This window comes from Hydrogenophaga aquatica (assembly GCF_054780915.1).
Genome location: NZ_BAAGVK010000011.1, coordinates 764537 through 790707 on the forward strand (window position 1 = coordinate 764537; position 26171 = coordinate 790707).

Here is a 26171-nt window from a genome sequence, read left to right on the forward strand (position 1 = left end):
CTCCCGTTCAGCGTTCGGTGGACACCAGGACGTCGCACGGCGACTCCTCCACCACGTGCTTGGTGACACTGCCGAGCAGCAGCTCTTCGGCCGCGTGTCGCCCATGCTTGCCGATGACCACCAGATCGCAGCCACGGTCGGCCACTTCGCTCACCAGACGAGGTGCCGCGTCGCCTTCGCGAATGCACAGGCTGTAGCTTTCGGGGGCCAGCCCGTGTTGCATGGCAAGCGACTGCAACCCCTCCAGCGACTGCCGCCGCGCCTTGTCTCGGTAAATGTCGATGGTCGCGGGATCGACCCCGGCAAAGCGCAGCTTCTCCTCAAACGGTACCGTGTACGTGTGCATGAGAACCAGCTCTGCGCTCGGTGCCACCGAACGGGCCAGCGCAACGGCGGCACCAGACCAGCCAGAGAAATCGACGGGCACAAGCACCCTGCGGTAGGGGCCCTGGGCCGCCCGCCGCACCATGAGTATGGGGCAAGACGCCTTGCGCAGCAGCCTTTCAGCGGTGGTGCCGACCAGCAACTGGTGCACAGGCGTTCGTCCCCGCACCCCCAACACCAGCAAGTCACCTGCGGCCTCGCGGACGGCCTGCTCGATGGCGGAAACCGGCTGACCATCCAGCAGCTGGGAGGAGACATCCACACCATGCGAGGCTGAAGTCTCCTCAGCCGTCCGTTGCAATTGCACATGTGCCTCCTGCAGCAACCGCTGGTTCCAGGAACCATCGCCAGCCAGCAAGTCCTTCACGGCATCCAGCCAGTCATGGTTGACCACATGCAGCAGGGTGACCCTCCCGCCCTGCTGCGCGGCCAGGCGTGCGGCACGGTCAACCGCCTGCTGAGCGGGGTCGGAAAAATCGGTGGCAGCCACCACCAGAGGCGCGTCGGGCAAACTCATGTGCGTACTCCTTCCCTGTTGATGCCGCCCATGCCCAGTTCCGCCTTCAGCTGGTCCGAGGCGTGACAAGCCGCATCCTCAAAAGGCATGAACAAGCGCTTCACGCCGGTCAGCGGTAACTCCTTGCCGGCCAGATCATCGCGCACCGTCATGGCCACATCGCCTTTGAACCCTGCACCCCTGAGCGCGTGCAGAAGCGCGCGGTTGGCGTCCATCAATGGCAGCGTGCTCACCACCCAGCGGGTACGGGCCAGCGGCAACGACTCCAGAAAGTCGGGGTTCTCACCGTCACCATACTGCACTGGCAGGCGCTTGCGCTTGAGTTCCCGCACGGCCTCGGGATCAAAGTCGATGCCCACCACCTTGACTCCGGCGTCGTGCAGCTCACGCAGCAGGCGGCTGCCGTAGCGCCCCAGACCGAAGATCATCACGTCAACGTCATCGGCCTTGACCGGCTTGCGCTCGACCGCCAGCTCACGGAAGGGCTTTTCACGTTCGAACACGCCCAGCCAGGGCGCCAGTTTGTCGTAGAGCGCGTGGGAATACAGGATCATGTAGGTGGACAGGGTGATGGTAATCAACCCGACCAGTGTCGTCAGGCCCAGGGCCTGCACGTCGACATGGCCCAGCGTGATGCCCATGGCCACGAACACGATGGAGAACTCGCTGATCTGTGCCACCGTCAACCCGGCGAGAAAACCCGTGCGGCTGCGGTAGCCCATGTAGCCCATGATGGCCATCACGATCAGCGGATTCCCAATGAGGACAAAAACCGACAACAGCAACGCGGGCACGGCCTCTTGCCCCAATGTGGAGAAATCCAGCTCGGCGCCCAGATGGATGAAGAAAAACAGCAGCAGGAAATCACGGATGCCACCCAGCCTGGCGTTGATCGCCTCGCGGTAGTGGGTAGAAGCCAGGGTGAAGCCTGCAATGAACGCCCCCGCCTCCATGCTGAACCCGGCCCAGGCCCCGGTGGCTGCCAGCGCCACGGCCCACGAGAGGGCAAAGATCAGCAACAGCTCCTGCGAACGGGCCATCGCCGCGACCAGCCGAGGCAGCACATAGCGCATGAAAACAAAAATGACCGCAGCGGCGGCAAGCATCCGCCACCCCAGGGACAGCGCCACCTGCCACCATACTGGCTCGACATCCGCCTCCGGGGTGGTACGCAAGGCACTCATGGCCATCATGGCCAACACCACCGCCAAGTCCTGCACGATGAGGAAGCCCACCGCGATGCGGCCGTGCAGTGAATCAAGCTCCCGCTTGTCGGACAGCAGCTTGACGATGATGATGGTGCTGGAAAACGTGAGCGCCACCGCCACGTACAGCGCCGTCATCAGGTCCTTGCCCAGGGCGAGGATAAGGCCGAAACCAATGACAATAGTGAAGGCCAGCTGCCCCAGGCCCGTGGCCAGCGCCACAGGGCCAATGTGACGGATGTGGTGCAGGTCTAGCTTGAGCCCGACAATGAACAACAGGACGGACACACCGATTTGCGCCAGCAGGTTGATCTGGTCATGAGCACTGACCAAGCCGAAACCGGCCGGCCCCAGCGAGATACCAACAACGATGTAAGCGATGAGGACTGGCTGACGCAGGCGGACGAACACCGCCCCCGCCAAAGCGGCCACCAGCAGAAGCAACGCGAATTCGGTGAAAGGGGTTGCATGCATCTGGCCATTCTATCGGCCGTGATGCATGGTTTTACGTCAGCTCAGGCGGCCGAACCGAGCAGGCTGGCGACGTGTTCGCCGATGGCCAGGGCACTGGTCAGGCCCGGTGACTCGATGCCCAGCAGGTTGACCAATCCGGGCAGGCCGTGCTGCGCAGGACCGTCGATGCGGAAGTCCGGCGCGGGCTCGCCGGGGCCGTGTATCTTGGGCCGAACACCACTGTAGGCGGGCTGCAGGGCTCCATCCGGCAGGTCTGGCCAATAGCGACGCACCTCGGCGTAGAAGCCATCGGCACGGCGGGGGTCCACGCGGTAATCAATGGCGGCAGGGTCGCCAACGTCGAGCCACTCGTGGTCAGGCCCGAAGCGGGCCTGACCACCCAGGTCCAGCGTGAGGTGCACACCCAGCCAGGCATCCTGCGGCGCAGGGTAGATCAGGTGCGAAAAGGGCGCGCGGCCAGACAGCGCGTAATAACTGCCCTTGGCGTAATGCGGCACAGGCTGGAATGACGGCGCCAGGCCCTCGGTGGCCTGCGCCACCGAACAGGCATGCAGGCCTGCGGCATTCACCCAGGCACGCGCCAGCAGTTCCATTTCGCCGCCGTCGTCCATCTGCACACTCAGGTGCCAGCCACCCGGTTGCTGGCGGGCCGACACCAGCCTTGAACCCAATGCCACCGCACCGCCAGCCGCTTCCAGGTCGCCCTGCAAAGCCAGCATCAGGCCATGGCTGTCGACGATCCCGGTGCTTGGAGAGAACAGCGCCGCCTTGCAGCGCAGCGCGGGCTCCAGCGCGCGCGCCTCTTCGGCGCCCAGCATGCGCACCGGCACCCCATTGGCTTCGGCACGCTCAGCCAGTTGCCGCAAAGCGGGCAGTTGAGCATCTTCGGTGGCAACCACCAGCTTGCCACAGCGGCGGTGCTGCACGCCGTGCGACTCGCAGAAACGGTAGAGCAGCTCTTTGCCCAGAACGCACAGACGCGCCTTTGCGGAACCTGGTGTGTAGTACAGGCCTGCGTGGATGACCTCGCTGTTGCGCGAGCTGACCCCGGTGCCAATGGCGTTCTCGCGCTCCAGCACCACCACTTCACGGCCGGTGGCGGCGAGTGAACGTGCCACGGCAAGGCCGACCACCCCAGCACCGACCACCACGCAATCGACAGCATCCATCAGCGGGAACGCAGCAGCAGCAACAGTGCCAGGGCACCCAGCAACAGGAAGTTCAGGAAAGACCAGTTGGCAATCGTCAGGCCAAGGAAGGTCCAATCGATGGCCGTGCAGTCGCCGCTGCCGCGAAAGATCATGGGAACGGCGCGCTTGAGCGGAAAGGACTCGATCATGCCGTAGAAGTCACGCCCACAGGTCAGCACCTCGGGCGGGTTCCACTGCAGCCAGCTCTGGCGCGCAGCCACGAAGGCACCGAACCCCGACATCAGCAACGTCAGGGCTGCGAGCACGACCGCGGCTGCCCGCCCAGGCACGAACGCGCCCAGCAAAGAGAAAAGCGCCACGGCCAGCAGCGCATACCGCTGCACGATGCACATGGGGCACGGCTCCAGGCCCACCACGTGCTGCAGATACAAGCCAAAGGCGAGCAGCCCCGTGCACAACGCCGCCATCGCGGCAAACACCTTGCGCGGATGCGCGGCCAGGGTATCGAAGTTCCAGATCAATTCAATTCCAGTCCATCAGAAAAAGACCTGGGTCTGATGCCTTGGCCGCCGCGCAGTTCCACCGGTCAGGTGGATTCGGCGAATGCACGCTCGATGACGAAGTCGCCCGGCGTGCTGGTGTTGCCCTCGACGAACTGACGCGCTTCCATCATGTGCTTGAGGTCGCGCAGCATTTCGGGGCTGCCGCAGATCATCACGCGGTCTTCGGCCGGATTCAGGCGCGGCAAGCCCAGGTCGTCTTCCAGCTTGCCGGTTTCCAGCAGATTGGTGATGCGGCCGCGGTTCTTGAACGGCTCACGGGTGACGGTGGGGTAGTACTTGAGCTGGTTGGTGACGATCTCGCCCAGGAACTCGTGCTTGGGCAGATCGACCGTGATGTATTCGTAGTAGGCCAGCTCGTTGACCTGGCGCACGCCATGCACCAGGATGACCTGCTCGAACTTCTCGTAGGTGGCCGGGTCACGAATGACGCTCATCCACGGTGCCAGACCGGTGCCGGTGCCCAGCAGGTACAGGCGTTTGCCGGGCAGCAGGTAGTCGATCAACAGCGTGCCAGTGGGCTTGCGGCCGACGATGATCTTGTCGCCCGGCTGGATGTGCTGCAGGCGGCTGGTCAGGGGGCCGTCGGGCACCTTGATGCTCAGGAACTCCAGGTGTTCCTCGTAGTTGGGGCTGGCAATGCTGTAGGCGCGCAGCAGGGGTTTGCCGTTTTCCTGCTTCAGGCCGATCATGGTGAAGTGCCCGTTGGAAAAACGGAAGGCTTGGTCGCGGGTGGTGGTGAAACTGAACAGCCGATCGGTCCAGTGGTGCACGGTCAGTACACGCTCTTCGTTGAATGCGCTCATTTTCAATGTATAGGGAAAGGCGATCACGCCACTGGGCCGCTAGTGTAGCGGCAGGCCCGTACCGGCCCTTGATCTGGCGCAACCCCACTCGCCATACAGGCGGGTAAAGCTTGGTACAGTCCTGTGCATGTCTGCGGGCCACATTGTGACCGCCGTTTCTGAAAACCAGAAACAACAAGATTTCATGTCTTCATAACTTTTTAAGTATTAAAAGGACTTTCCCCATGGCACGCATGGTTCAATGCATCAAGCTCGGCATCGAAGCCGAAGGCCTGGATTTCCCCCCCTACCCTGGTGAACTGGGCAAGCGTATCTACAGCAGCGTCAGCAAACAGGCGTGGGCCGACTGGCTGAAGCACCAGACCATGCTGGTGAACGAGAACCGCCTGAACCTGGCCGACGCACGTGCGCGCCAATACCTGGCCCGCCAGATGGAGAAACACTTCTTCGGTGAAGGCGCCGACCAGGCCGCCGGTTACGTCCCCCCCTCGCAGAACGGCTGAATCGCCTTCGAATGCAGCTTCCGGTGACGTGGCTGCCGGACGGCACGCCGCGCAGCACCCACTTCGATGACGTCTACCGCAGCGCAGGCTCCGGCGGCACGGGCAGCCTCGCGCAAGCCCGTCATGTGTTCCTGGCCGGATGCGGCCTGCTGGACGGTGATGCAGCCCCCTGGGCGGACCAACCGGCCTGGCACATCCTTGAGGCCGGTTTTGGCCTGGGCCTGAACTTTCTGGCTGCCTGGCATGCCTGGCGCAGCGCCCCCCGCCGGCCGGAAAGACTGCATTTCAGCTCGTTGGAAGGATGGCCCGTCTCTGCAGGCGATATCCTGCGCAGTGCGGCCGCGTTCCCTGAACTCGCAGAACTGGCTAGCGAACTGGCCGGCCAGTGGCGGGGCCTGCTGCCTGGTGTGCACCGGCTGGTGTTTGAAGGCGGGAGGGTGCAGCTGACCTTGCACATCGGCCTGGCGCAAGACATTCTTCCCGCCCTGGATGCGAGCGTGGACAGCGTTTTCTTGGACGGCTTCGACCCCGAAGTGAACCCTGACATGTGGTCGGCCCCGCTGATGAAGGCGGTGGCACGCCTGTGCCACCCAGGCACGCGGCTGGCCACCTGGTCCGTGGCGCATGCCGTGCGGGACAACCTGGTCAACGCGGGTTTTGAGGTGACAAAGGCGCCAGGCCTGCCACCCAAACATCACTGCCTGCGCGCACGGTATGCCCCACGCTGGCCCGTGCGCGCAGCCACCCGCCAACCGCAGGCTGCACATGACGCCGCACGCACAGCCGTGGTGGTGGGTGGCGGCCTGGCCGGTTCGGCCGTGGCGTACAGCCTGGCCCTGCGCGGCTGGGACGTTACCGTGCTGGACCGTGCAGAGCAGCCTGCCTCGGGTGCGTCGGCCTTGCCTGCGGGCATGGTGGCGCCCCATGTGTCTCCAGACGACGCCCTGTTGTCCAGGTTGAGCCGCAGCGGCGTGCGCCTGACGCTGCAACGCGCCCGCGAATTGCTGGAGCAGGGCACCGACTGGGCGCCCACGGGCGTTCTGGAACACCGCGTGGAAGGCAAGCGCGGCCTGCCGCGCGGCGAAGCGTGGCAGCAATGGGGCGTGGACTGGAGCGTCGAGGCCAGCCCGCAACAGCGCCAAGCGGCGCACCTGCCGGACGACGCCGAGGCCTTGTGGCACGTCAACGCAGGGTGGATACGCCCTGCGCAGCTGGTGCGCGCACAGTTGCAGCCCCCTGGCATCCGCTGGCAAGGCGGCTGCCAGGTGGCGGCGCTGCAACGGCTGGAAAGCGGCTGGCGGCTGCTTGACCCGGCTGGCGGCGTGCTGGCCGAAGCAGCCCACGTGGTGCTGGCCAGCGCCTGGCCTACCCTGGGGCTTTTGCAGGGATTGGGCGAGCATGGCCTGCCTCTGCACCCGCTGCGCGGGCAGATCAGCTGGGGGGCCATGGCATCGCTGCCTGCCGCCGCGCTGGCTTTGCTGCCCCCCTTCCCCGTGAATGGTCACGGTGCGCTGGCACACGGCATGGCGGGCCCCGACGGCAGACCGGGCTGGTTTGTTGGCTCCACTTTCGACAGGGGTATCACCGAGGCCATCCTCCGGCCACAGGACAGGCAGGCAAACCTGGTCAAGCTGCAGGGGCTGCTGCCCCAACTGGCGCAAGTGATGGCCCCCGCTTTCGATCAGGCGCATGATTGGGCTGGCGTGCGTTGCACCCTTCCCGACCGTGTACCCGCCGTGGGCCCATTGGCACCTCAACGCCTGCCGGGGTTGCACATCTGCACCGGGCTGGGTGCCCGAGGGCTGACCTTGTCGGTGCTGTGTGGTGAACTGCTGGCGGCGCTTATGCACGGCGAGCCCTGGCCCACCGAGCGCAAGCTGGCACAGGCCCTGCTTGCCGAGCGTTTCGAGCGCAAGGCGGCTCAGTCGCCGTAACGCACCAGCACGTACTGCCCCGGCGCCGGCCCCAGTCCTGAATGGGCCGCAGGTTTGCGGGCTGCCACCAGCTTGCCGCTGCCATGGGCCTTGAGCCAGTCGCTCCACGCCAGCCACCAGCTGCCTTCGCGGCGCGGCGCGGCGGCCTGCCACTCTTCCGGCGTGCTCCAGGGTTCGCGCGGCGGTGTCGTCTTCAGTTGGTAGAACCGCCCTGCGTGACCAGGCTCGGAGACGATCCCGGCGTTGTGCCCGCCATTGGTCAACGCGAACGTGACCTCCGCCGAGACCAGGCGGTGAATCTTGTAGACGGAGCGCCAGGGCGCCACATGGTCCTTGACGGTCCCCACGCCAAACACCGGGACACGGATGTCACGCAGGGAAATGGGTTGCCCCTCGAACAGGTAACGCCCTTCGGCGAGATCGTTGTTCAGAAAGCAGCTGCGCAGGTACTGGCTGTGCATCACCGCAGGCAGCCGTGTGACGTCGGCGTTCCACATCATCAGGTCGTTGGGCACCTCCTCCTCACCCAACAGCCAGCGCCGCGTGCGGCTGGACCAGACCAGCTCGCGCGAATGCAGGAACTGGAAAGAGCCCGCCATCTGCTTGCCCGTCAGGAAGCCTTTGGCGGCCATCATGTCTTCCAGCAGCCGCACCTGCGCCTCGTCGATGAGCACGCCCATCTCGCCCGGCTCGGTGAAGTCGGTCTCTGCCGCCAGCAGGCTGAGCGTTGCCAGCGGGCCGTGCTCCCCATGCACCACGCCATCGGGCACGCAGCCTTGGGCATCGCCACCGCCGAGTGCGGCCACGGCGATAGCGGCGAAGGTGCCGCCCAGGCAATAACCCATCAGGTGCACCGGCTGGCGCGTCGCGCAGTGCACGTGGTCCAGCGTGGCCAGCACACCGTCGCGCACGTAGTCATCCATGCCCAGCAAGGCATCACTCTCGTCGGGGTTGCGCCACGACACGATGAACACCGTGTGCCCCTGCCCCACCAGCCAGCGCACCAGCGAGTTGTGCGGCGACAGGTCCAGGATGTAGTACTTCATGATGCAAGACGGGATGATCAGCACCGGCTCGGCCTGCACCCTCGGGGTCGTGGGCTCGTACTGGATCAGCTCCACCAGGCTGTTGCGCATGACGACCCGTCCCGGCGTCATGGCCAACCCCTTGCCTGGGCCGATGTCGACGCCGGATCCGCCCAGGGGCTCCAGGTTCTGGTGCTGGCGCACGTCGGCCACAGCTTGCCCCAGGCCCTTGAGCAAGGTCTGCCCCCCAGAGGACCAGGCCGCCTGCAAGGCTTGCGGATTGGTCCACAGCCAGTTGCTGGGTGACCACATGTCCAGCATCTGGCGACCATAGAAGCGCATCTGTTCGCGGCTGTGATCTTGCATGCCGCGCAGGCTGCTGGCCTCCTGCCACCAGGCTTCCCAGGCCTTGCTGGCGGTGGCCAGGCCGCGCCAGGGCCACTGCTGCCAGGCGGGTGAGCTGAAGCGCGGATCCTGCTCGACAGCCTGGGGCAGGAAACCTGAAGGGATGGCCCGGTTTGTGCCCTTCGCCCCGGGCAGCGGCCAGGCTGTGCGGGCGGTGTCCGCGAGCCATTCCACGCCATGTTCCGCGGCCTGCCGGGCCAGACGGGACTGCGAACCGGGTGAACTCCACAGGTGCAGCATCCAATCGGTGTAGGCCAGCGCCAGCGAAATCGGGGAAATGCCGTTCCACAAGCTCGCCATGGCGGCGTTGGCCTGGCTGTCCAGAGCGTGGGCGCTGTCTTCGGCGCGGTGATGCGGAGAAGCCGCCGTGGCTGACGGCGAAAGACGTGCGGAGTAGGCAATCAGTGGTCGCATAGTTCACACATTAGCAGGAGCTGATGTTTTTGTCGTGCGCCCAAGTCAGCCTGGATATTACATATTCCTTCGAAATATTAAGAAAGAAGAAAAATGTAGTTTGCATTCATGTAGAGCGCGCCTAAAGTCCCGCCCATGCATGATCTTGCCTTTGTCTTTGCCGGTTTCTTTGTGGGCCTCGTGGTCGGCTTGACCGGCGTGGGCGGGGGCTCGCTCATGACGCCCATCCTGATCTTCTTCTTCGGTGTGAAACCGTACCTGGCCGTGGGTACAGATCTGCTGTTCGCGGCCTTCACCAAGGCTGGCGGTACCCTGAGCCTGATGCGCCAGAGACTGGTGCCCTGGCGCGTGGTGGGCCAGCTTTGCTCGGGCAGCATCCCGGCGGCGCTGGCCACGCTGTACGTGCTCCACACCGTAGGCCCCGCCACACCCGCCGTGCAAAGTGTGATGACCAGCACGCTGGGCGTGGCGTTGCTGCTGACTGCAGCCGCCACCCTCTACAAGGCCCTGCGCAGCCGCCAGCCCGGCTTGGCGCTATCGCTGGCCGCCCAGGGCCGCCACGCGAGTGTCGAGCAAGCCACCCGCGCCCGCCACTGGAGCCTGCCCGTGCTGTTCGGCGCACTCATCGGCACGCTGGTCACGCTCACCTCGGTGGGCGCCGGTGCCATTGGCGTGACCGTGCTGCTGATCCTGTTCCCGTTGCTGCCGCTGACCCGCATCGTCGCAGCCGACATCGCCTACGCGGTGCCGCTGACTCTCGTGGCTGGCCTGGGCCATGCCTCGCTGGGCTCGGTGGATTGGCCGCTGCTGGCCAAGCTGCTGGCCGGTTCCCTGCCCGGCATCTGGCTGGGCTCGCGCCTCATCCACAAGACACCGGAGCGCGTCGTGCGCTCCATGCTCTCCGCGCTGCTGGCCTACGCAGGCTTCAAGCTGATCGCGATCTGACCCCCTTTCGTTTCCAACGCTCTGCCATGTACCAGTACACCGATTTCGACCGCCAGTTCGTCCGCCAGCGTGCCGCCCAGTTCCGCGACCAGTTGGAACGCTTCCAGGCCGGAACCCTGGGCGGCGACGAGTTCAAGCCGCTGCGCCTGCAGAACGGCTGGTACATCCAGCGCCATGCCCCCATGCTGCGCGTGGCTGTGCCGTACGGCGAACTCTCCAGCCGCCAGGTGCGCGTGCTGGCCCGCATTGCCCGCGAATACGACCAGCCCAGCCACGAAGTATTCCAGGGCGCCGTGGCCGCGCAGAACAAGCTCGGCAGCATCCAGCTGCGCGACGGCAAGGCCATTGCCAGCCGCCTGCCCACGGGCTACGCCCACTTCACCACGCGCCAGAACGTGCAGTACAACTGGATTCCGCTGCACCAGGCCGCCGACGTGATGGACCTGCTGGCCAGCGTGGACATGCACGGCATCCAGACCAGCGGCAACTGCATCCGCAACATCACCACCGACGAACTGGCAGGCATTGCCGTGGACGAAGTGGCCGACCCGCGCCCCTTCGCCGAAATCATGCGCCAGTGGAGCACGCTGCACCCCGAGTTCGCCTTCCTGCCGCGCAAGTTCAAGATCGCCATCACCGGCGCACGCGAAGACCGCGCCGCCACCTACTGGCACGACGTGGGCCTGCAGATGGTGCGCAACGAAGCGGGGCAGCTCGGCTTCAAGGTGCTGGCTGGTGGCGGCATGGGCCGCACCCCCACCATCGCCACGGTGATGCGCGAGTTCCTGCCCTGCGACCAGATCCTCAACTACCTGGAAGCCCTGGTGCGCGTTTACAACGCCTGGGGCCGCCGCGACAACATCTACAAGGCCCGCATCAAGATCCTGGTGAAGGCCGAAGGCCAGCGCTACATCGACGAGGTGGAGGCCGAGTACCGCCGCATCGTGGAGCAGGACGGCGCACCGCACACCATCACCGCCGCCGAACTGGAGCGTGTGAGCAGCTTCTTTGCCGCTCCACCGGCCAGCGCATCGGCTCACTGCACCGACGAGAAAGTCGCCCGCATCCTGCGTGCCGCCGCTGACGACGACGTGGAATTCAGCCGCTGGATCCAGCAGAACGTGCAACCGCACAAGAACCCGGACCTGCGTGCCGTAACGCTGTCGTTCAAGCGCCTGGGCCAAGCCCCGGGTGATGCCACCGCCGACCAGCTGGACGCCGTGGCCGAACTGGCTGACCAGTACAGCGCGGGCGAAGTGCGCGTGACGCACGATCAGAACCTGGTGCTGCCCTGGGTGCGCTGCGACGCCCTGCCCGAACTGTGGCGCGAGGCGCGCCGCCTGGGCCTGGCGCGCCCCAACATCCGCCTGCTGACCGACATGATCGCCTGCCCCGGCGGCGATTTCTGCGACCTGGCCAATGCCCGTTCCATCACCGTGGCCGAGGCCATCACCGAGCGTTACCAGGACCTGGACGAACTGCACGACCTGGGCGAGATCGACCTGCACATCAGCGGCTGCATCAACAGCTGCGGCCACCACCACAGCGGGCACATCGGCATCCTGGGCGTGGACAAAGACGGCCAGGAGTGGTACCAGCTCACCCTGGCAGGCTCGGACGGCTCCGCCCTCAGCGGCACGCCCGTGGCGGGCAAGGTGGTGGGCCCGTCCTTCTCGGCCAACGAAATCACCGAAGCGGTGGAGGCCGTGATCGACACCTACCGCGCACAGCGGCTGGAAGGCGAGCGCTTCATCGACACGCTCAAGCGCGTGGGCCATGACCCGTTCAAGGCGGCCGCCAACGCGGTGCGCGTGACCACAGCCCGCACCGCCCCCCGCGAAGAAGCCGTGAACGCCTGAACACCGAACGCATTGAACCGACCATGAAACTGCTCACCCAAAGCCAAGCCAACACCAGCACCGAAGGCGTGCTGGCCGTGGACAACGCCGCCGACGTGCTGGCACTGTCCCTGGAAGGCGTGCAGCGCATCGACCTGCATTTCCCAAAGTTTGCCGATGGCCGCGCGTTCAGCCAGGCCGTGCTGCTGCGCCGCCGCCTGGGCTTCAAGGGCACCATCCGCGCCACGGGCGACGTGCTGATCGACCAGCTGGTGCAGATGCAGCGCTGCGGCTTCAGCGAAGCCGTGCTGCGCGAGGACCAGGACCTGGCCCATGGCGAAGCGTTGCTGCGCCACTTCAGCGGCTTCTACCAGGGCGACCTGCAGCAGCCCCGCCCGCTGTTCGCCCGCGCTGCGTGAGCCGAGCCGAGGAAGCCGCCATGAGCGACAACGTATCCGACATCTCCGGCGTTTCGGCCTTCACGCCCAAGCCGCTGCCAGCCACCCAGCTGCACGCCAAGCCGTCTGCCACCTTCGACGCCAAACTGGCCGAGACCGAAGCCCTGCTTCGCCGGGCCGCCGACGACTTCCAGCCCGTGACCCAGGCCTCCAGTCTGGGGGCGGAAGATGTCGTCATCACCCACCTGATCAACGCGCTGGCGCTGGACATTCCCGTGTTCGTGCTGGAAACCGGCGCCCTGCACCCTGAGACGCTGGCCCTGCTGGAGCGCACCGCGCAAACGTCCAGTGCGCCCGTCAACGTCTATCGCCCGGTGCAGGAGGCGGTGGTGCGCTTCGTGGCCCGCGAGGGTGCTGACGCCATGTACCGCAGCATTGAACTGCGCAAGGCCTGCTGCGGCATCCGCAAGATGGAGCCGCTGGGCCGTGCCCTGCAGGGCAAGAAGGCCTGGATCACCGGCCTGCGCCGCGAACAGTCCAACGCCCGCGCCGACGTGCCGCTGATCGACACGTCCGAAGTGGCCGCCAAGAACCTGACCAAGTTCAACCCGCTGGCCAACTGGACCTGGGGCGACGTGTGGCACTACATCGCCACGCGCGGCGTGGACTACAACCCGCTGCACGACCAGTTCTACCCCAGCATCGGCTGCGCACCATGCACCCGTGCCATCAGCCTGGGCGAGGACTTCCGCGCCGGCCGCTGGTGGTGGGAGGATGAATCCGCCAAGGAATGCGGCCTGCACGTCAAGAAGCCGGAGGCCGCATGAACGCCCGCATCGACAACGAACTGCTCACCCAAGACAAGAACATGAGCCACCAACTCGCCAACTCGCACCTCGACGCTCTGGAGGAAGAAACCATCTTCATCCTGCGCGAGGTGGCCGCCGCCTTCGAGCGCCCCGCCCTGCTGTTTTCTGGCGGAAAGGACTCGCTGGTCATGCTCAAGTGCGCCGAAAAGGCCTTCGGCGTTGGCCGCATTCCCTACCCGCTGCTTATGATCGACACCGGTCACAACTTCCCTGAAGTGACCGATTTCCGCGACTTCCGCGCCAAGGAGCTGGGAGCCGAGTTGATCGTGCGCAGCGTGGAAGACTCCATGGCGCGCGGCACCGTGCGCCTGAGCCACCCGGGCGAGAGCCGCAACGCGCACCAGTCCGTCACGCTGCTGGAAGCCATCGAGGAATTCCGCTTCGACGCCCTGATGGGCGGCGCCCGCCGCGACGAGGAAAAGGCCCGTGCCAAGGAGCGCATCTTCTCCCACCGCGACAACTTCGGCCAGTGGCAGCCCAAGGCCCAGCGCCCCGAGCTGTGGACGCTCTTCAACACCCGACTGCAACCGGGCGAGCACTTCCGCGTGTTCCCCATCTCCAACTGGACCGAGATGGACGTGTGGCAGTACATCGAGCGCGAGAACATCGCCCTGCCCAGCCTGTACTACACCCACAAGCGTGAGGTGGTGGAGCGCAAGGGCCTGCTCGTGCCCGTGACCGAACTGACACCCCCGAAGGACGGCGAAGAAGTGGTGGTGCGCGACGTGCGCTTCCGCACCGTGGGTGACATCACCTGCACCTGCCCCGTGCCCAGCACCGCCGCCACCCCTGGTGACATCGTGATCGAGACCCTGGCCGCCGACCTGAGTGAGCGCGGCGCCACCCGCATGGACGACAAGACCAGCGACGCCTCGATGGAAAAACGCAAGCGCGAAGGATATTTCTGATGGACGCCCTGAAATTCATCACCTGCGGCTCGGTCGACGACGGCAAGAGCACGCTGATCGGCCGCCTGCTGGTGGACAGCAAGGCCGTGTTGCAAGACCACCTGGCCGGCGTGACGCGCGGCGGCGAGACCGACCTGGCCCTGCTGACCGATGGCCTGAGCGCCGAGCGCGAGCAAGGCATCACCATCGACGTGGCCTACCGCTACTTCAGCACCGAAGACCGCAAGTTCATCATTGGTGATGCGCCCGGCCACGAGCAGTACACCCGCAACATGGTGACGGCCGCCTCCAGCGCCGACGCCGCCGTGGTGCTGGTGGATGCCACCAAGCTGGACTGGGCCAACCCTGCCCTGCAGCTGCTGCCGCAGACGCGCCGCCACTCCTTGCTGTGCCGCCTGCTGCGCGTGCCCAGCATCGTCTTCGCCGTCAACAAGCTCGACGCGGTGGCCGACGCTGCCGTGGCCTTCAAGCACATTGGCGACGCGCTGCGCACCTACGCCACCGAAGCGGGCATCCCGGTACAGGCCATCGTGCCCATTTCGGCCCTCAAGGGCTGGAACGTGGTGGACTTTGGCCACGAGAACCCGGGCTGGTGCAACTACCAGGGCCCCACGCTGCTGGAAATCCTGGAAAAACTGCCCACCACGCCGCAAGACACCACCGCCCCCGTGGCCTTCCCGGTGCAGTGGGTGGAAAAGCTGCACGACAGCAACGTGACCCACCAGGGCCGCCGCATTTTCTGGGGCCGCGTGTCTGCTGGCACGGTACAACCCGGCACCGAGGTGCAGGTGTTCCCCAGCGGCCAGAAGGCCGTGGTGGCCCAGGTGCTGGACCATGCCCGCGCCCCCAAGACCATCGAAGCTGGCCGCAGCGCGGGCATCGTGCTGGACCGCGAGGTGGACGTCTCGCGTGGCGACTGGATTCTGGCTGCGCCAGCGGCCGCCGTGGTGGCCGACGACGATTTCGACACCCCCGCCGCTGTCAGCCCCTACCCGGGCACCAAGGAGCTGTCCACCACCATCGCCTGGATGGACGACGAGCCCCTGGTGGCTGGCCGCGTCTACTGGGCGCTGCATGGCCACCGCTGGGTCAAGGCCAAGGTGCGGCGCGTGGTGCACAAGCTCGACATCAACACCCTGGCCGAACAGGACTCCGACCACCTCGACCCCAACGCCATCGGCCACGTGGAACTGCTGTTGCAGGAACCAGTACCGGCTGTGCCCTTCGAGCGTTCGCGCGCGCTGGGCGCCCTCATCCTGGTGGACACCGCCAGCCACAAGACCTCGGGCGCGGTGCTGGTGAACTGACACAAATCAAGGCCACACCACTCCTTGCCCATAAAATCGAACCTTTGAGCCCGACCGGCCGCCCCGCCAGACACCTCTGTCGCGCCGGCCGGCTTTCTCATTGACAAACCTGCTGCACAGCGCAGCGCCCCCGCCATGACCCACGTTGTTACCGAAGCCTGCATCGCCTGCAAATACACCGACTGTGTGGACGTTTGCCCCGTCGACTGCTTCCGCGAAGGCCCCAACTTCCTCACCATCGACCCCGACGAGTGCATCGACTGCGCCGTCTGCATCCCCGAATGCCCGGTGAGCGCGATCTACGCCGAGGAAGACGTGCCCAAGGACCAGCAGCACATGATCAAGATCAACGCCGAACTGGCTGCACTGCCTGGCTGGAAGAGCATCACCAAGCGCAAGGCGCCGCTGCCCGACCACGAGCAGTACAAGGACCAGACCGGCAAGCTGCCGCTGCTGCAGCGCTGAACAAGGCCGCGCGGATGATCGAGACCGATGCCGTCGTCATCGGCGCCGGGCCGGTAGGCCTCTTCCAGGTCTTCCAGCTCGGGCTGCAGGAAATCCGCGCGCACCTGATCGATGCGCTGCCCCACCCCGGCGGCCAGTGCGCCGAGCTGTACCCCGACAAACCCATCTACGACATCCCGGGCATTCCCGTTTGCAGCGGCCGTGAACTCACGGCGCGCCTGCTGCAGCAGATAGCCCCCTTCAGCACCCCCATGCACCTCGGCCAGCAGGTCCAGGCCCTGCAACGCCAGGCCGATGGCCGCCTGCTTGTGGAAACCTCGAGCGGCTTGCAGCTGCTCGCGCGCACGGTGTTCATCGCCGCTGGCGTGGGCGCCTTCGTGCCACGCAAGGTGGCCGTGGAAGGCTTGGAGGCGTTCGAGCAGGGCGAACAGCCCCAGGTGCGATACCACGGTGTGGCCCCCAGGCAGTTGGCCGGGCAGGACGTGGTGGTGATGGGCGGCGAGGACGCCGCGCTGGAAACCGCGTTGCAGTTGACCCAGGACGGCCACTGCGCCAGTGTCACCCTTCTGCACCGCGTGGACAAGTTCAAGGCGGAGCCCGGCCTGGAACAGGCGGTGCGTGACGCCGTCACCCAGGGCACGCTAAGGCTGGTGGTCGGCCAGCCCGTGGCCATGGAAAGCGACGACACCTGCGAAGGGCCGCGCCTGCGCGCCTTGCGCCTTGCCACGCCAGCATGCGCGGACGGCGAAACGGTGGCCCTGCCGCTGGACAGCTTTCTGCCGCGCCTGGGGCTCAGCCCCAAGCTGGGCCCCATCGCCGACTGGGGGCTGGCCATGGAGCGCAAGCAGCTCGTGGTGGACACCGAAGGCTACGCCACCAGCGAACCCGGCATCTTCGCCGTGGGCGACGTCAACACCTACCCCGGCAAGCGCAAGCTCATCCTGTGCGGCTTCCACGAGGCCACGCTGGCGGCCTTCGCCGCCGCACCTCTGGTGCACCCGGAGAAGCGTTTGCTGTTGCAGTACACCACCACCAGCCCGCGCCTGCACGAACTGCTGGGCGTCAACCCAACACGCGCATAGGCAGCGGCGCGTAACCGTGGTTGAGCGGGCCGTTGCCCTGGCCTGTCACCACGGCGGCCCCTGCCTCGATGGCTCCCCGGATGTAACCGTGACCGGCCTGCACCGCCTCTTCCAGCGTATGGCCCAATGCCAGATGCGCAGCAACGGCCGACGACAAGGTGCAGCCTGTGCCGTGCACATTGCGGCTGGGAATGCGCGGGCCGCTCAGGCGCTGCCAGTAGGCGGCGGGTTCACCGGCAATGGCCAGCACGTCGGTCAGCATGTCACCGCCCAGGTGCCCGCCCTTGAGCAGCACAGCCTTTGCGCCCTTGGCCAGCAGGTCGGCGCAGGCGCCGTCCAGTTCGTCCACTTCGCGCACCGGGCGGCCCAGCAGCAGCGCTGCCTCGTCCAGGTTCGGCGTGATGACCGTGGCGCGCGGAAACAGCTCCGCCACCAGCACGGCCACGGTGGCGTTCTCAATCAACGCGTCGCCGCTCGTGGCCACCATCACCGGGTCCAGCACCACCCGCTCCAGCCGGTAGGTGTCGATCGCCCAGGCCACGGCGTGCACGATCTCGGGGGCGTGGAGCATGCCGATCTTCACGGCGTCCACCCCGATGTCCTCCACCACGGCGGCGATCTGCTCCTTCAGGAAGTCCGCGGGCACGCCATGGATACCGCGTACTCCCTGGGTGTTCTGTGCCGTCAGCGCCGTGATGGCCGACATGCCGTAGCAGCCCAGCGCAGCAAAGGTCTTGAGGTCGGCCTGGATGCCCGCACCACCGCCCGAATCGCTGCCAGCGATCGTGAGCACGCGGGGGTAGTGGAGCGGCGCGGTGTTTGTGACGGGGAACGCATTCATGTGAAAAATTATCCCGCATCCCCCCATCGCCCGGGCGTAATCTTGGCGTGTGATGTAATTTGACGTTGACCATCATGTCGCCAACTTCTGTTTCTTCCTCTCCCCTTCGCAGCGCCGAGCCGGTGCTGGTGCTGGGCGCAGGCCTGATGGGCCGTCTGCTAGCCGTGCAACTGGCGCAGGCAGGCCACCCCGTGCGCCTGGTTGATGCGTCCGGCCCGGACGGCCAAGGTTCTGCCGCACGCGTCGCTGCGGCCATGCTGGCGCCACTGGCCGAGTCCGCCATCACCGAACCCAGCGTGGTGGCCATGGGCCAGTACGCCCTGGGGCGCTGGCCCAAGCTGCTGGCCAGCCTGAACCAGCCCGTGTACTTCCAGCAAAACGGCACGCTCATCCTGTGGCACAGGCAAGATGCGCACGAGGCGCAACGCTTCAGCGCCTTGCTGGCGGCCACTGGCCGCGCCCTGCCCAGCCTGCCTGTGCCCGAGGCGCTGGACGCCTCACGAGTGGCCGAACTGGAGCCCGCTCTGGCGCAACGCTTCCACCAAGGACTGTACCTGCCCGAAGAAGGTCAGCTGGACAACCGTCAGCTGCTGCAGGCGTTGACGGCCACCCTGGCCAGCCTGGGCGTGAACATCGAGTGGCACAGTGCCTGGACCGACGAACAAGCCCTGGCGCACCAGCGCCAGCATGGTGGATGGGTGCTGGACTGCCGTGGTCTGGGCGCGCAACCCGACTGGACGGCGCTGCGCGGTGTGCGTGGTGAAGTGGCCCGTCTGCACGCGCCCGACGTGACGCTGCAGCGCCCCACCCGGCTGCTGCACCCCCGCTACCCCATCTACATCGCGCCCAAGGAAGAGCACGTCTTCGTCATCGGCGCGACCGAGATCGAGTCGAACGACATGTCGCCTGCCAGCGTGCGGTCGGTGCTGGAACTGCTGAGCGCCGCCTACGCCGTGCACCCCGGTTTTGGCGAGGCGCGCATTCTGGAACTGTGCACCCAGTGCCGCCCCACCCTGCCCGACAACCTGCCCGCCGTGCGCGAGGTGGCGCCCCAGGTGCTGCAGATCAACGGCCTGTACCGCCACGGCTTCATGATCTCGCCCGCCGTGGCCGACGCCGTGCTGGAACACATGCACCAAGGCAGCACTTCGTTGGCAGAGCGCCTGTCGCTGCGCTTCGAGCGCGCCCAAGAACAAGCCCACGCCGCGCTGACGGTGTGAGCTCCTGAAACAGCCATGCGAGTCCTCATCAACCAGCAACCGCACGACCTGCCCGACGGCGCCACGCTCGCCGACGCGGTGCAGGCCATCCAGGCCAGCGGCCCCTTCGCCGCGGCCGTGAACCTGCGCTTCGTGCCCCGCACCCAGTACACCCAGACCGCGCTGGCCGAAGGCGACCAGATCGAGATCATCGCGCCCGTGACGGGGGGCTGAACCCCATTTTGCCGAAACGCGCCTTGCGCCACCACAGCTTGCCATGAACGCCACCGCCGCCGCTTCCCACGACGCCCTCGTCCTCTACGGCGAGACCTTTGCCAGCCGGCTGCTGCTGGGCACCGCCCGCTACCCGTCGCCCCAGGTGCTGGAAAACGCCGTCACACGCGCCCAGCCCTGCATGCTCACGGCCTCGCTGCGGCGCCAGGGCGCGGGCGGGCTGGACCCTTCGCAAGGCATCTGGCCCCTGCTGCAGAAAATGCAGGTGCCCGTGCTGCCCAACACCGCCGGGTGCCACAGCCTGCAAGAAGCCATCACCACCGCCGAAATGGCGCGCGAGGTTTTCAACACACCGTGGATCAAGCTGGAATTGATTGGCGACGACTACACGCTGCAGCCCGATACGCTGAACCTGGTGAGCGCCGCCGAACAGCTCGTCAAGAGCGGCTTCAAGGTGCTGCCCTACACCACCGACGACCTGGTGCTGTGCCAGCGCCTGGTGGACGTGGGCTGCCAGGCCGTCATGCCCTGGGCGGCACCGATTGGCACCGGCAAGGGCCCCATCAACCCCTATGCCCTGCGCACGCTGCGCGAGCGACTGAACGTGCCTCTCATTGTGGACGCGGGGCTGGGCCTGCCGTCGCACGCCTGCCAGGTGATGGAGTGGGGCTTTGATGCCGTGCTGCTGAACACCGCTGTGGCACTTTCGCAAGACCCGGTGGCCATGGCAGGCGCGTTTGCCGATGCCGTGCGGGCAGGCCGCAGCGCCTTCCTGGCGGGCGCCATGACGCCGCAGGACAGCGCCCAACCCAGCACACCTGTGCTGGGCACCCCCTTCTGGCACCACGCCTGAAGCCCGCCAAGCCACCCTGCCACCAGCCATGTCCAACGCTCTGCAAGCCACCCTGGCCATCGTCGAACGCCATCAGGCGCTGGGCCTGCCCAGCAACACCGACGCCCAGGCCACGCCTACCAACGACACGCCCCACGCCATGGCCTACGCCGCTGCGCGCAGGCTGGGCTTCATCCCTGCCGACGCCGAATGCGTGGCGCAGGCCTGGCAGCGCCAGACCGAACGCACGGGGCATTTCGACGTGGACACCTGGCCCACCGAAGCCATCGACTTCGGCCTGCGCACCAGTGCCAACCCGCAAGGCTTTCCTGCCGCCCCGATGGCACTGGGTGTATATGCCGTGCTGCCCAGCGCCGAATGGGTGGGCCGCATGGCGCGCGCAGGCCTGACGACGCTGCAGTTGCGGTTCAAGTCCGCTGACGCACAGGCCGTTCGCGAGGAAATACGGGCAGCCATTGATGCCGTGGCAGGCACGGGCGCGCACCTGTACATCAACGACCACTGGCAGGAAGCCATTGCAGCAGGCGCCTACGGCGTGCACCTGGGCCAGGAAGACCTGGACACCTTGAAACCCGAAGACCTGGCGCGCATTCGCGATGCCGGGCTGCGGCTGGGTCTGAGCACCCATGGCTACGCCGAAATGCTGCGTGCCGAAGCCGTGGGCCCCAGCTACGTGGCGCTGGGCGCCGTGTTTCCCACCACGCTCAAGGCCATGCCCACGCCACCGCAAGGCCTGGGCCGCCTGGGCGCCTACGCCCGGCTGCTGCGCCACCGCCCGCTGGTGGCGATTGGGGGCATTGCCGCCGAACACCTGGGTGCCGTGGCTGCCACTGGCGTGGGTTCTTTCGCCGTGGTGCGCGCCATCACGGCAGCCGCAGACCCCGAGGCTGCCGCGCGCGCACTCCAGACGCAGTGGGCTGAAGAGCAGAACCGTCAAAAACTTTGACCGGCTATTCAAAACCACAAAAATACAGCTATAATGGAAAGCTATTCCCCGATAGCTCAGTCGGTAGAGCGCCGGACTGTTAATCCGTAGGTCCCTGGTTCGAGCCCAGGTCGGGGAGCCAGACAAAACAAGCACTTAGCCCACTTTCAGTGGGCTTTTTGCTTTTCCGGGTACGCCACCCGTGCCTGCTGGCTACGCGGCCAGCGTAAACACAAACACCCTCTAGCGTCTGACCCGGACCCAGGTTGACCGGTCCATTCCCTTCGACGGGCTTGGCACAGCCTTCGCCATGCTGCAGAATGAATAAGTAATAACTTATATTCAATCATCAGGAGACCCAGCATGCCCTTTCGCCTCCACTCGCGCGGCCTGAACCGCAAGTCGCACCAGAAGCCCTGGCAACTGGTTACCAGGCTGGCTACCCATCTGGTCGTCGCCCTGGCCGGACTGGCGGGCCCGCACATGGCGCACGCGGTGGAAATCGTCTTTGAACAGGTGGCACCCAACGTCTACGCCTACGTGGGCGACACCGAAGGCCGCACCTACGAGAACGAGGCCATCAACGCCAACCTGGGGTTGGTCGTCACATCGGCAGGTGCGCTGCTGATCGACAGTGGCGCGAGTTTCCAGGGCGGCCAGAAGATCGCCAACGCCGCCCGCAAGGTCACAGCGCAACCCATCCGTTGGGTCATCAACACGGGCGGGCAGGACCACCGCTGGCTGGGCAACGGTTATTTCAAGGCGCAGGGAGCCGAGATCATGGCCCACGGCAATGGCCAAGCCGACATGAAAGCCCGGGGGCTGGAACAACTGCGCGCCAACGCTCCGGTGCTCAAGGAACGGCTGGACGGCACCGAGGTGGTGTTGCCCACCCGGTGGCTGACAGACGCTGACACCCAGCTGGACCTGGGCGGGGTGGACGTGCGTGTGGTGCATCGCCAAGGGGGCCACACACCTGGTGACAGCATGGTGTGGCTGCCGCAGACCGGCGTGGTGTTTACCGGCGATGTGGTCTATGTGGACCGCATCCTGGGCTTGCACCCGGTGAGCAGGACCCGGACCTGGCTGCAGTCGTTCGAGGCGCTGGAAACGCTGCACCCGAAAGTGGTGGTGCCTGGCCATGGCAGGGTGACCACGCTGGCGCAGGCGCAGCGTGACACGGGCGCCCTGCTCAAGGCCTTGCGGGCCCACATGGGTCAGGCGATAGAAGCTGGCACGGACCTGGCCACGGCCGTCAAGTCATTCGACGCCGGCCCTTACAAACACCTCAAGCATGTCGACGTGTGGTTGCCGCAGCTGGCCAACCGCACCTACCTGGAGATGGAACAGGAATGAACTACCCTGCTCCACCCCGAGGTTCACCCACGGGCTGGCACGCGGCGCCCCGACTCATCGATCACCACCTCGCCGTCCTCCTTGGTGAAGGGGCCTTGCTGGGGGCTGGGCAGGATGTCGAGCACGGCCTCTGAGGGCCGGCAGAGCCGAACACCCAAGGGCGTGACAACGATCGGGCGGTTCAGCAAAACGGGGTGCTGGCCGATGAAATCCAGCAACTCGCCGTCACTCCACTTCGGATTGCCCAGGTCCAGCTCGTCGTAGGGCGTGCCCTTCTGGCGCAGCACGTCGCGCACACCACTGCCCATTCGCGCCAGCAACGCCACAAGCTCTTCTTTGCTGGGCGGCGTTTTCAGGTATTCGACCACCTCGGGTTCGACGCCGCTGTTGCGGATCATGGCCAGCACGTTTCGCGACGTGCCGCATTTCGGGTTGTGATAAATGATGATGCTCATGTTTTCACCCATTGGTCAGTGGCTGCGGGCGCCGGGCGTTGACGATGGCCACCAGTGACAGCATTACCGGCACCTCCACCAGCACGCCCACCACGGTGGCCAACGCCGCACCGGAGTTCAGGCCGAACAGAGAGATGGCCACGGCCACCGCCAGCTCGAAGAAGTTGGACGTGCCGATGAGGCAGGCCGGGCCCGCCACGTTGTGCGGCAGCTTCAGCATCCTTGCCCCCCACCAGCCGATGAAGAAGATGCCATAAGTCTGTAGAACCAACGGCACGGCGATCAGCCCGATGACACCGGGCCGCGCCACGATGGTCGTGGCCTGGAAGCCGAACAGCAGCACCACGGTGGCAATCAGGCCCACGACGGACCAGGGCTTGAGCGCAGCCACGTAAGCCGTCAAGGCCTGCTGCGAACCCCTGAGCAGCAGATGGCGGGTGAGCATGCCCGCAGCCAACGGCAGTACCACGTACAACACGGTGGACAGCACCAGCGTTTCCCACGGAACCGTCACGTCGGTCACACCCAGCAAGAATGCGGCGATGGGGGCAAAGGCGAAGACCATGATGATGTCGTTGACCGACACCTGCACCAGCGTGTAGTTGGCGTCGCCCTTGACCAGCTGGCTCCACACGAACACCATGGCCGTGCACGGCGCCACCCCCAGCAGGATCATGCCTGCGATGTATTCGCTGGCCGACTGCGGGTCCACCCACGGGGCGAAGAGGTAATGGAAGAACAGCACCCCAAGGGCCGCCATGGTGAACGGCTTGATGAGCCAGTTCACCACCAGGGTGAGCATCAGGCCTTGCGGCCGCTTGCCGACGTCCTTGACCGCGTGCCAGTCGATCTGGATCATCATCGGGTAGATCATCACCCAGATGAAGACCGCCACCACCAGGTTGACCTGGGCGTATTCCAGCGCCGCAATGGCCTGAAAAACACCCGGCAACTCAAGGCCCAGCAGCACGCCCGCGCCTATGCCCAGGGCAACCCATACGGTCAGGAATCGCTCAAACACTCCCATGGGAAGCCCTCAGCAGCAACGGTTGGCGGGCGTTTGGGCACCAGCAGCCGGGGCGCAGCACGCTGATGCATCCTTGGCCGCAGAGCCACCGGGCGCGCAGCAGGCAGCGGCTGCCTCGTCCCGCTTTTCACGGAACACGGGAATGTTGCCCAGTGTATGGAAATGCTCCCAGGCAATGCCTTGCGGGTCGGTAACCCAGTGCTTTTCGCTGCGGGCGTAGCAGCAGGTGGTCTGCCCTTCGTCAAGCAGCGTCATGTCGGCGGTCTGCGCCCGTTCCTTGAGCTCTTGCAGCTCCTGTTCGTTGTCGGTCTGAATGCCCAGGTGGTCAATGCCCGGCTCGTCGCCCCGGGTGGAGATGGCGAAGTTCACCGGGGGGTCCTCCAGCATCCACTTGGCGTAGTCGGCCTCGACCCGGGCGGGCATGGCCGCGAACAGGCGGTTGTAGAAGGCCATGCTCTGGACAAGGTCCTGAACGTGGAGATGGACGTGAAAGCGCTTCATGGAGACCTCCTCAGCAGTTGGTACAGGTGGCAGTGGTTACATCAAGACAAGGTTGCCCCTGGCAGCACTCGGCTGTCAGGAAGGCCAGCAGGTCGTTCATCGCCGCAAAGGCAGCCCGGTAGATGATGTTGCGACCATCACGCTGGGTGCTCACAAGCCCAGCGTTGTTGAGTTCCTTGAGGTGGAACGACAGTGCCGTGGTGGACACGCCCAACGATTCGGCCATGTGGCCTGGGGTCAGCCCTTCCTGACCGGCCACCACCAGCAGCCGGAACAGTTTCAGGCGTGTTTCCTGTGCCAGGGCGGCCAGGGCCTTGACGACTTCAGCTTCGGTCATGGCAATCTCCTCAAGACGGCAAGGCCGTGTGCTGCTTTGCACGGGTGGGCAGGTTGAGCGTGACGAGCCAGCAGATCCCCAGCATGGCGGCCGACCCCATCAAGGCGTACAACAGCCCACCCCACTGGTACAACAGACCCGACAGCAGCGTGCCCAGGAAGCGGCCCAGCGCGTTGGCGGCGTAGTAAAAGCCTACGTCCTCGGCGGCCTTCTCGCTGCCTGCATAGGCCAGCACCAGGTAGGAATGAACGGACGAGTTCACGGCGAACGCAAAGCCGAACAAGGCCAGCCCGGCCACCACGACCCATTCCAGCGCGGGGGCCTGCAGCGCAACCGCAACGGCCAGCCCGGCTGGCACGACGGCAAGCATGGCCGACCAGCGGCGCGCGGCGGGCACTTCCGAGCTCAGGCCATCGGCGCTGCGCTTCACGATCTGCGGGGCAAGGGCCTGCACCAGGCCGTAGCCGATGGTCCACGCCGCCAGAAAGCCGCCCACCATGGTGAAGTTCCAGCCTTGCGAATACAGGAACACGGGCACGCCGACCACGAACCACACGTCGCGCGCGCCGAACAGCGCCACGCGGGCGGCAGCCAAGGCATTGATGCCCGCGTTCTTGGCGAACAGTTCCTTCGCCGACTTCGATGCCTTGCTCTTGCCCATCATCCGGGGCAGCGAGGAGACCACCCCCGCCAGCACCACAGCCAGCAATGCGGCCATCAACCACAGCGATCCCTGAAAACCCAGCGTCTGCAACAGCACCCCGCCCAGGAAGAAGCCGAAGCCCTTCATCGCGTTCTTGCTGCCAGTGAACCAGGCCACCCACTTGAACAGCTGCCCGTTGTCCTGCTCTTTCGCGGCTGCCTGCGTGACCTTGATGGCCGACTTGCTGGCGGTCTTGGTCAGGTCCTTGGCCACGCCGCATATGCCCTGAGCGACCACCACCCAGGCCACCGACAGCGCTGCCGTCCAGGCCGGGTTGAGCAACGACAACAGCGTGAAGCCGGTGATCTGCGTGAGCAGCCCCACGGTGAGCATGCGGGTGATGCCGTAGCGCGTGGCCAGCCAGCCGCCGATCAGGTTGGCCAGCACCCCTGCGGCTTCGTACAGCAGGAACAGGAAGGCCAGGGTGAAGGGCGAGTACCCCAGCTGGTAGAAGTGCAGCAGCACCAGCATGCGCAGGGCACCGTCGGTGAGCGTGAAGCCCCAGTAGGCTGCCGTGACGATGGCGTAGTTGCGCGCGGCGTGCTGCATG

General features: G+C 66.0%; 27 protein-coding genes and 1 tRNA gene. 16 read left to right on the forward strand and 12 right to left on the reverse strand.

The window, feature by feature from the left end; translation table 11 throughout:
• Window positions 1-7: 7 nt before the first annotated feature.
• The 5 genes from ACYVHH_RS11015 to ACYVHH_RS11035 all read right to left on the reverse strand — a co-directional run bounded on the left by ACYVHH_RS11015 (window position 8) and on the right by ACYVHH_RS11035 (window position 5097).
• A complete protein-coding gene (locus tag ACYVHH_RS11015) occupies window positions 8-901 on the reverse strand; it encodes a universal stress protein (RefSeq protein WP_460565190.1) in 894 nt (297 codons plus the stop codon).
• Window positions 898-2580 (reverse strand): cation:proton antiporter, encoded by a 1683-nt coding sequence (locus tag ACYVHH_RS11020; RefSeq protein WP_460565191.1) that lies wholly within the window; start codon window positions 2578-2580, stop codon window positions 898-900. The genes ACYVHH_RS11015 and ACYVHH_RS11020 overlap by 4 nt, the downstream gene beginning before the upstream one ends.
• 41 nt (window positions 2581-2621) lie before the next feature.
• Window positions 2622-3752 carry an NAD(P)/FAD-dependent oxidoreductase gene (locus tag ACYVHH_RS11025; RefSeq protein ID WP_460565280.1) on the reverse strand — a complete coding sequence of 377 codons (1131 nt, stop codon included), beginning with the start codon at window positions 3750-3752 and terminating at the stop codon, window positions 2622-2624.
• Window positions 3749-4249 carry a disulfide bond formation protein B gene (locus ACYVHH_RS11030; protein ID WP_460565281.1) on the reverse strand — a complete coding sequence of 167 codons (501 nt, stop codon included), beginning with the start codon at window positions 4247-4249 and terminating at the stop codon, window positions 3749-3751. Before ACYVHH_RS11030 ends, ACYVHH_RS11025 begins: the two co-directional genes overlap by 4 nt.
• A gap of 68 nt (window positions 4250-4317) precedes the next feature.
• On the reverse strand, window positions 4318-5097 hold the full coding sequence (locus ACYVHH_RS11035; RefSeq protein ID WP_460565192.1) for a ferredoxin--NADP reductase: 780 nt from the start codon (window positions 5095-5097) through the stop codon (window positions 4318-4320).
• A gap of 224 nt (window positions 5098-5321) precedes the next feature.
• Here ACYVHH_RS11035 and ACYVHH_RS11040 point away from each other — a divergent pair, with 224 nt between their 5' ends.
• Together ACYVHH_RS11040 and mnmC are read left to right on the forward strand one after the other, a co-directional pair.
• Window positions 5322-5600 carry an oxidative damage protection protein gene (locus tag ACYVHH_RS11040; protein ID WP_460565193.1) on the forward strand — a complete coding sequence of 93 codons (279 nt, stop codon included), beginning with the start codon at window positions 5322-5324 and terminating at the stop codon, window positions 5598-5600.
• Between the two features lie 23 nt (window positions 5601-5623).
• The gene (gene mnmC / locus ACYVHH_RS11045) at window positions 5624-7534 is read left to right on the forward strand and encodes a bifunctional tRNA (5-methylaminomethyl-2-thiouridine)(34)-methyltransferase MnmC2/FAD-dependent 5-carboxymethylaminomethyl-2-thiouridine(34) oxidoreductase MnmC1 (protein ID WP_460565194.1); all 1911 of its coding nucleotides are present in this window, start codon (window positions 5624-5626) and stop codon (window positions 7532-7534) included.
• Here the strand turns inward: mnmC and ACYVHH_RS11050 are convergent.
• On the reverse strand, window positions 7522-9378 hold the full coding sequence (locus ACYVHH_RS11050; protein ID WP_460565195.1) for a PHA/PHB synthase family protein: 1857 nt from the start codon (window positions 9376-9378) through the stop codon (window positions 7522-7524). The two genes, mnmC and ACYVHH_RS11050, sit on opposite strands and share 13 nt — an antisense overlap.
• Before the next feature lie 135 nt (window positions 9379-9513).
• Here ACYVHH_RS11050 and ACYVHH_RS11055 point away from each other — a divergent pair, with 135 nt between their 5' ends.
• From ACYVHH_RS11055 to ACYVHH_RS11090, 8 genes are all read left to right on the forward strand, one after another.
• The gene (locus tag ACYVHH_RS11055) at window positions 9514-10323 is read left to right on the forward strand and encodes a sulfite exporter TauE/SafE family protein (protein ID WP_460565196.1); all 810 of its coding nucleotides are present in this window, start codon (window positions 9514-9516) and stop codon (window positions 10321-10323) included.
• 26 nt (window positions 10324-10349) lie between these two features.
• The gene (locus ACYVHH_RS11060) at window positions 10350-12182 is read left to right on the forward strand and encodes a nitrite/sulfite reductase (protein ID WP_460565197.1); all 1833 of its coding nucleotides are present in this window, start codon (window positions 10350-10352) and stop codon (window positions 12180-12182) included.
• A 23-nt stretch (window positions 12183-12205) separates the two neighbouring features.
• The gene (locus ACYVHH_RS11065; protein ID WP_460565198.1) at window positions 12206-12580 is read left to right on the forward strand and encodes a DUF934 domain-containing protein; all 375 of its coding nucleotides are present in this window, start codon (window positions 12206-12208) and stop codon (window positions 12578-12580) included.
• 20 nt (window positions 12581-12600) lie between these two features.
• The gene (locus ACYVHH_RS11070; RefSeq protein ID WP_460565199.1) at window positions 12601-13386 is read left to right on the forward strand and encodes a phosphoadenylyl-sulfate reductase; all 786 of its coding nucleotides are present in this window, start codon (window positions 12601-12603) and stop codon (window positions 13384-13386) included.
• Window positions 13383-14336 carry a sulfate adenylyltransferase subunit CysD gene (cysD, locus tag ACYVHH_RS11075; RefSeq protein WP_460565200.1) on the forward strand — a complete coding sequence of 318 codons (954 nt, stop codon included), beginning with the start codon at window positions 13383-13385 and terminating at the stop codon, window positions 14334-14336. Before ACYVHH_RS11070 ends, cysD begins: the two co-directional genes overlap by 4 nt.
• Window positions 14336-15643 carry a sulfate adenylyltransferase subunit 1 gene (locus tag ACYVHH_RS11080; RefSeq protein WP_460565201.1) on the forward strand — a complete coding sequence of 436 codons (1308 nt, stop codon included), beginning with the start codon at window positions 14336-14338 and terminating at the stop codon, window positions 15641-15643. Before cysD ends, ACYVHH_RS11080 begins: the two co-directional genes overlap by 1 nt.
• Before the next feature lie 135 nt (window positions 15644-15778).
• The gene (gene fdxA / locus ACYVHH_RS11085) at window positions 15779-16108 is read left to right on the forward strand and encodes a ferredoxin FdxA (protein WP_460565202.1); all 330 of its coding nucleotides are present in this window, start codon (window positions 15779-15781) and stop codon (window positions 16106-16108) included.
• Between the two features lie 14 nt (window positions 16109-16122).
• Window positions 16123-17190, forward strand: coding sequence for an NAD(P)/FAD-dependent oxidoreductase (locus ACYVHH_RS11090; RefSeq protein ID WP_460565203.1), 1068 nt, complete (start codon window positions 16123-16125; stop codon window positions 17188-17190).
• On the opposite strand, the gene thiD is transcribed toward ACYVHH_RS11090, so the two are convergent.
• Window positions 17171-18031 (reverse strand): bifunctional hydroxymethylpyrimidine kinase/phosphomethylpyrimidine kinase, encoded by an 861-nt coding sequence (thiD, locus tag ACYVHH_RS11095; protein ID WP_460565204.1) that lies wholly within the window; start codon window positions 18029-18031, stop codon window positions 17171-17173. The two genes, ACYVHH_RS11090 and thiD, sit on opposite strands and share 20 nt — an antisense overlap.
• Before the next feature lie 74 nt (window positions 18032-18105).
• Here thiD and thiO point away from each other — a divergent pair, with 74 nt between their 5' ends.
• The 6 genes from thiO (at window position 18106) to ACYVHH_RS11125 (ending at window position 22598) form a co-directional block, all read left to right on the forward strand.
• Window positions 18106-19251: a glycine oxidase ThiO gene (gene thiO, locus ACYVHH_RS11100; protein WP_460565205.1), complete on the forward strand. Its 1146-nt coding sequence runs from the start codon at window positions 18106-18108 to the stop codon at window positions 19249-19251.
• A gap of 15 nt (window positions 19252-19266) precedes the next feature.
• Complete coding sequence (thiS, locus tag ACYVHH_RS11105; protein WP_460565206.1) at window positions 19267-19464, forward strand: sulfur carrier protein ThiS; 198 nt, start codon at window positions 19267-19269, stop codon at window positions 19462-19464.
• A 43-nt stretch (window positions 19465-19507) separates the two neighbouring features.
• Window positions 19508-20317 carry a thiazole synthase gene (locus ACYVHH_RS11110; RefSeq protein ID WP_460565207.1) on the forward strand — a complete coding sequence of 270 codons (810 nt, stop codon included), beginning with the start codon at window positions 19508-19510 and terminating at the stop codon, window positions 20315-20317.
• A 28-nt stretch (window positions 20318-20345) separates the two neighbouring features.
• A complete protein-coding gene (locus ACYVHH_RS11115) occupies window positions 20346-21263 on the forward strand; it encodes a thiamine phosphate synthase (protein ID WP_460565208.1) in 918 nt (305 codons plus the stop codon).
• A 45-nt stretch (window positions 21264-21308) separates the two neighbouring features.
• Window positions 21309-21384: transfer RNA gene (locus ACYVHH_RS11120), tRNA-Asn, on the forward strand.
• A gap of 221 nt (window positions 21385-21605) precedes the next feature.
• Window positions 21606-22598, forward strand: coding sequence for an MBL fold metallo-hydrolase (locus ACYVHH_RS11125; RefSeq protein ID WP_460565209.1), 993 nt, complete (start codon window positions 21606-21608; stop codon window positions 22596-22598).
• Window positions 22599-22621: 23 nt separating this feature from the next.
• Here ACYVHH_RS11125 and arsC read toward each other — a convergent pair whose 3' ends face one another.
• The 5 genes from arsC to arsJ are packed head-to-tail and all read right to left on the reverse strand — an operon-like array spanning window position 22622 to window position 26170.
• Window positions 22622-23053, reverse strand: coding sequence for an arsenate reductase (glutaredoxin) (gene arsC / locus ACYVHH_RS11130; protein WP_460565211.1), 432 nt, complete (start codon window positions 23051-23053; stop codon window positions 22622-22624).
• A gap of 4 nt (window positions 23054-23057) precedes the next feature.
• On the reverse strand, window positions 23058-24080 hold the full coding sequence (gene arsB / locus ACYVHH_RS11135; protein WP_460565213.1) for an ACR3 family arsenite efflux transporter: 1023 nt from the start codon (window positions 24078-24080) through the stop codon (window positions 23058-23060).
• A gap of 9 nt (window positions 24081-24089) precedes the next feature.
• Window positions 24090-24581, reverse strand: a complete 492-nt coding sequence (locus tag ACYVHH_RS11140; protein ID WP_460565214.1) for an ArsI/CadI family heavy metal resistance metalloenzyme — start codon at window positions 24579-24581, stop codon at window positions 24090-24092.
• A 10-nt stretch (window positions 24582-24591) separates the two neighbouring features.
• Complete coding sequence (locus ACYVHH_RS11145) at window positions 24592-24918, reverse strand: ArsR/SmtB family transcription factor (protein ID WP_460565216.1); 327 nt, start codon at window positions 24916-24918, stop codon at window positions 24592-24594.
• A gap of 10 nt (window positions 24919-24928) precedes the next feature.
• The gene (gene arsJ / locus ACYVHH_RS11150) at window positions 24929-26170 is read right to left on the reverse strand and encodes an organoarsenical effux MFS transporter ArsJ (protein WP_460565217.1); all 1242 of its coding nucleotides are present in this window, start codon (window positions 26168-26170) and stop codon (window positions 24929-24931) included.
• Between the last annotated feature and the right edge of the window lies 1 nt (window position 26171).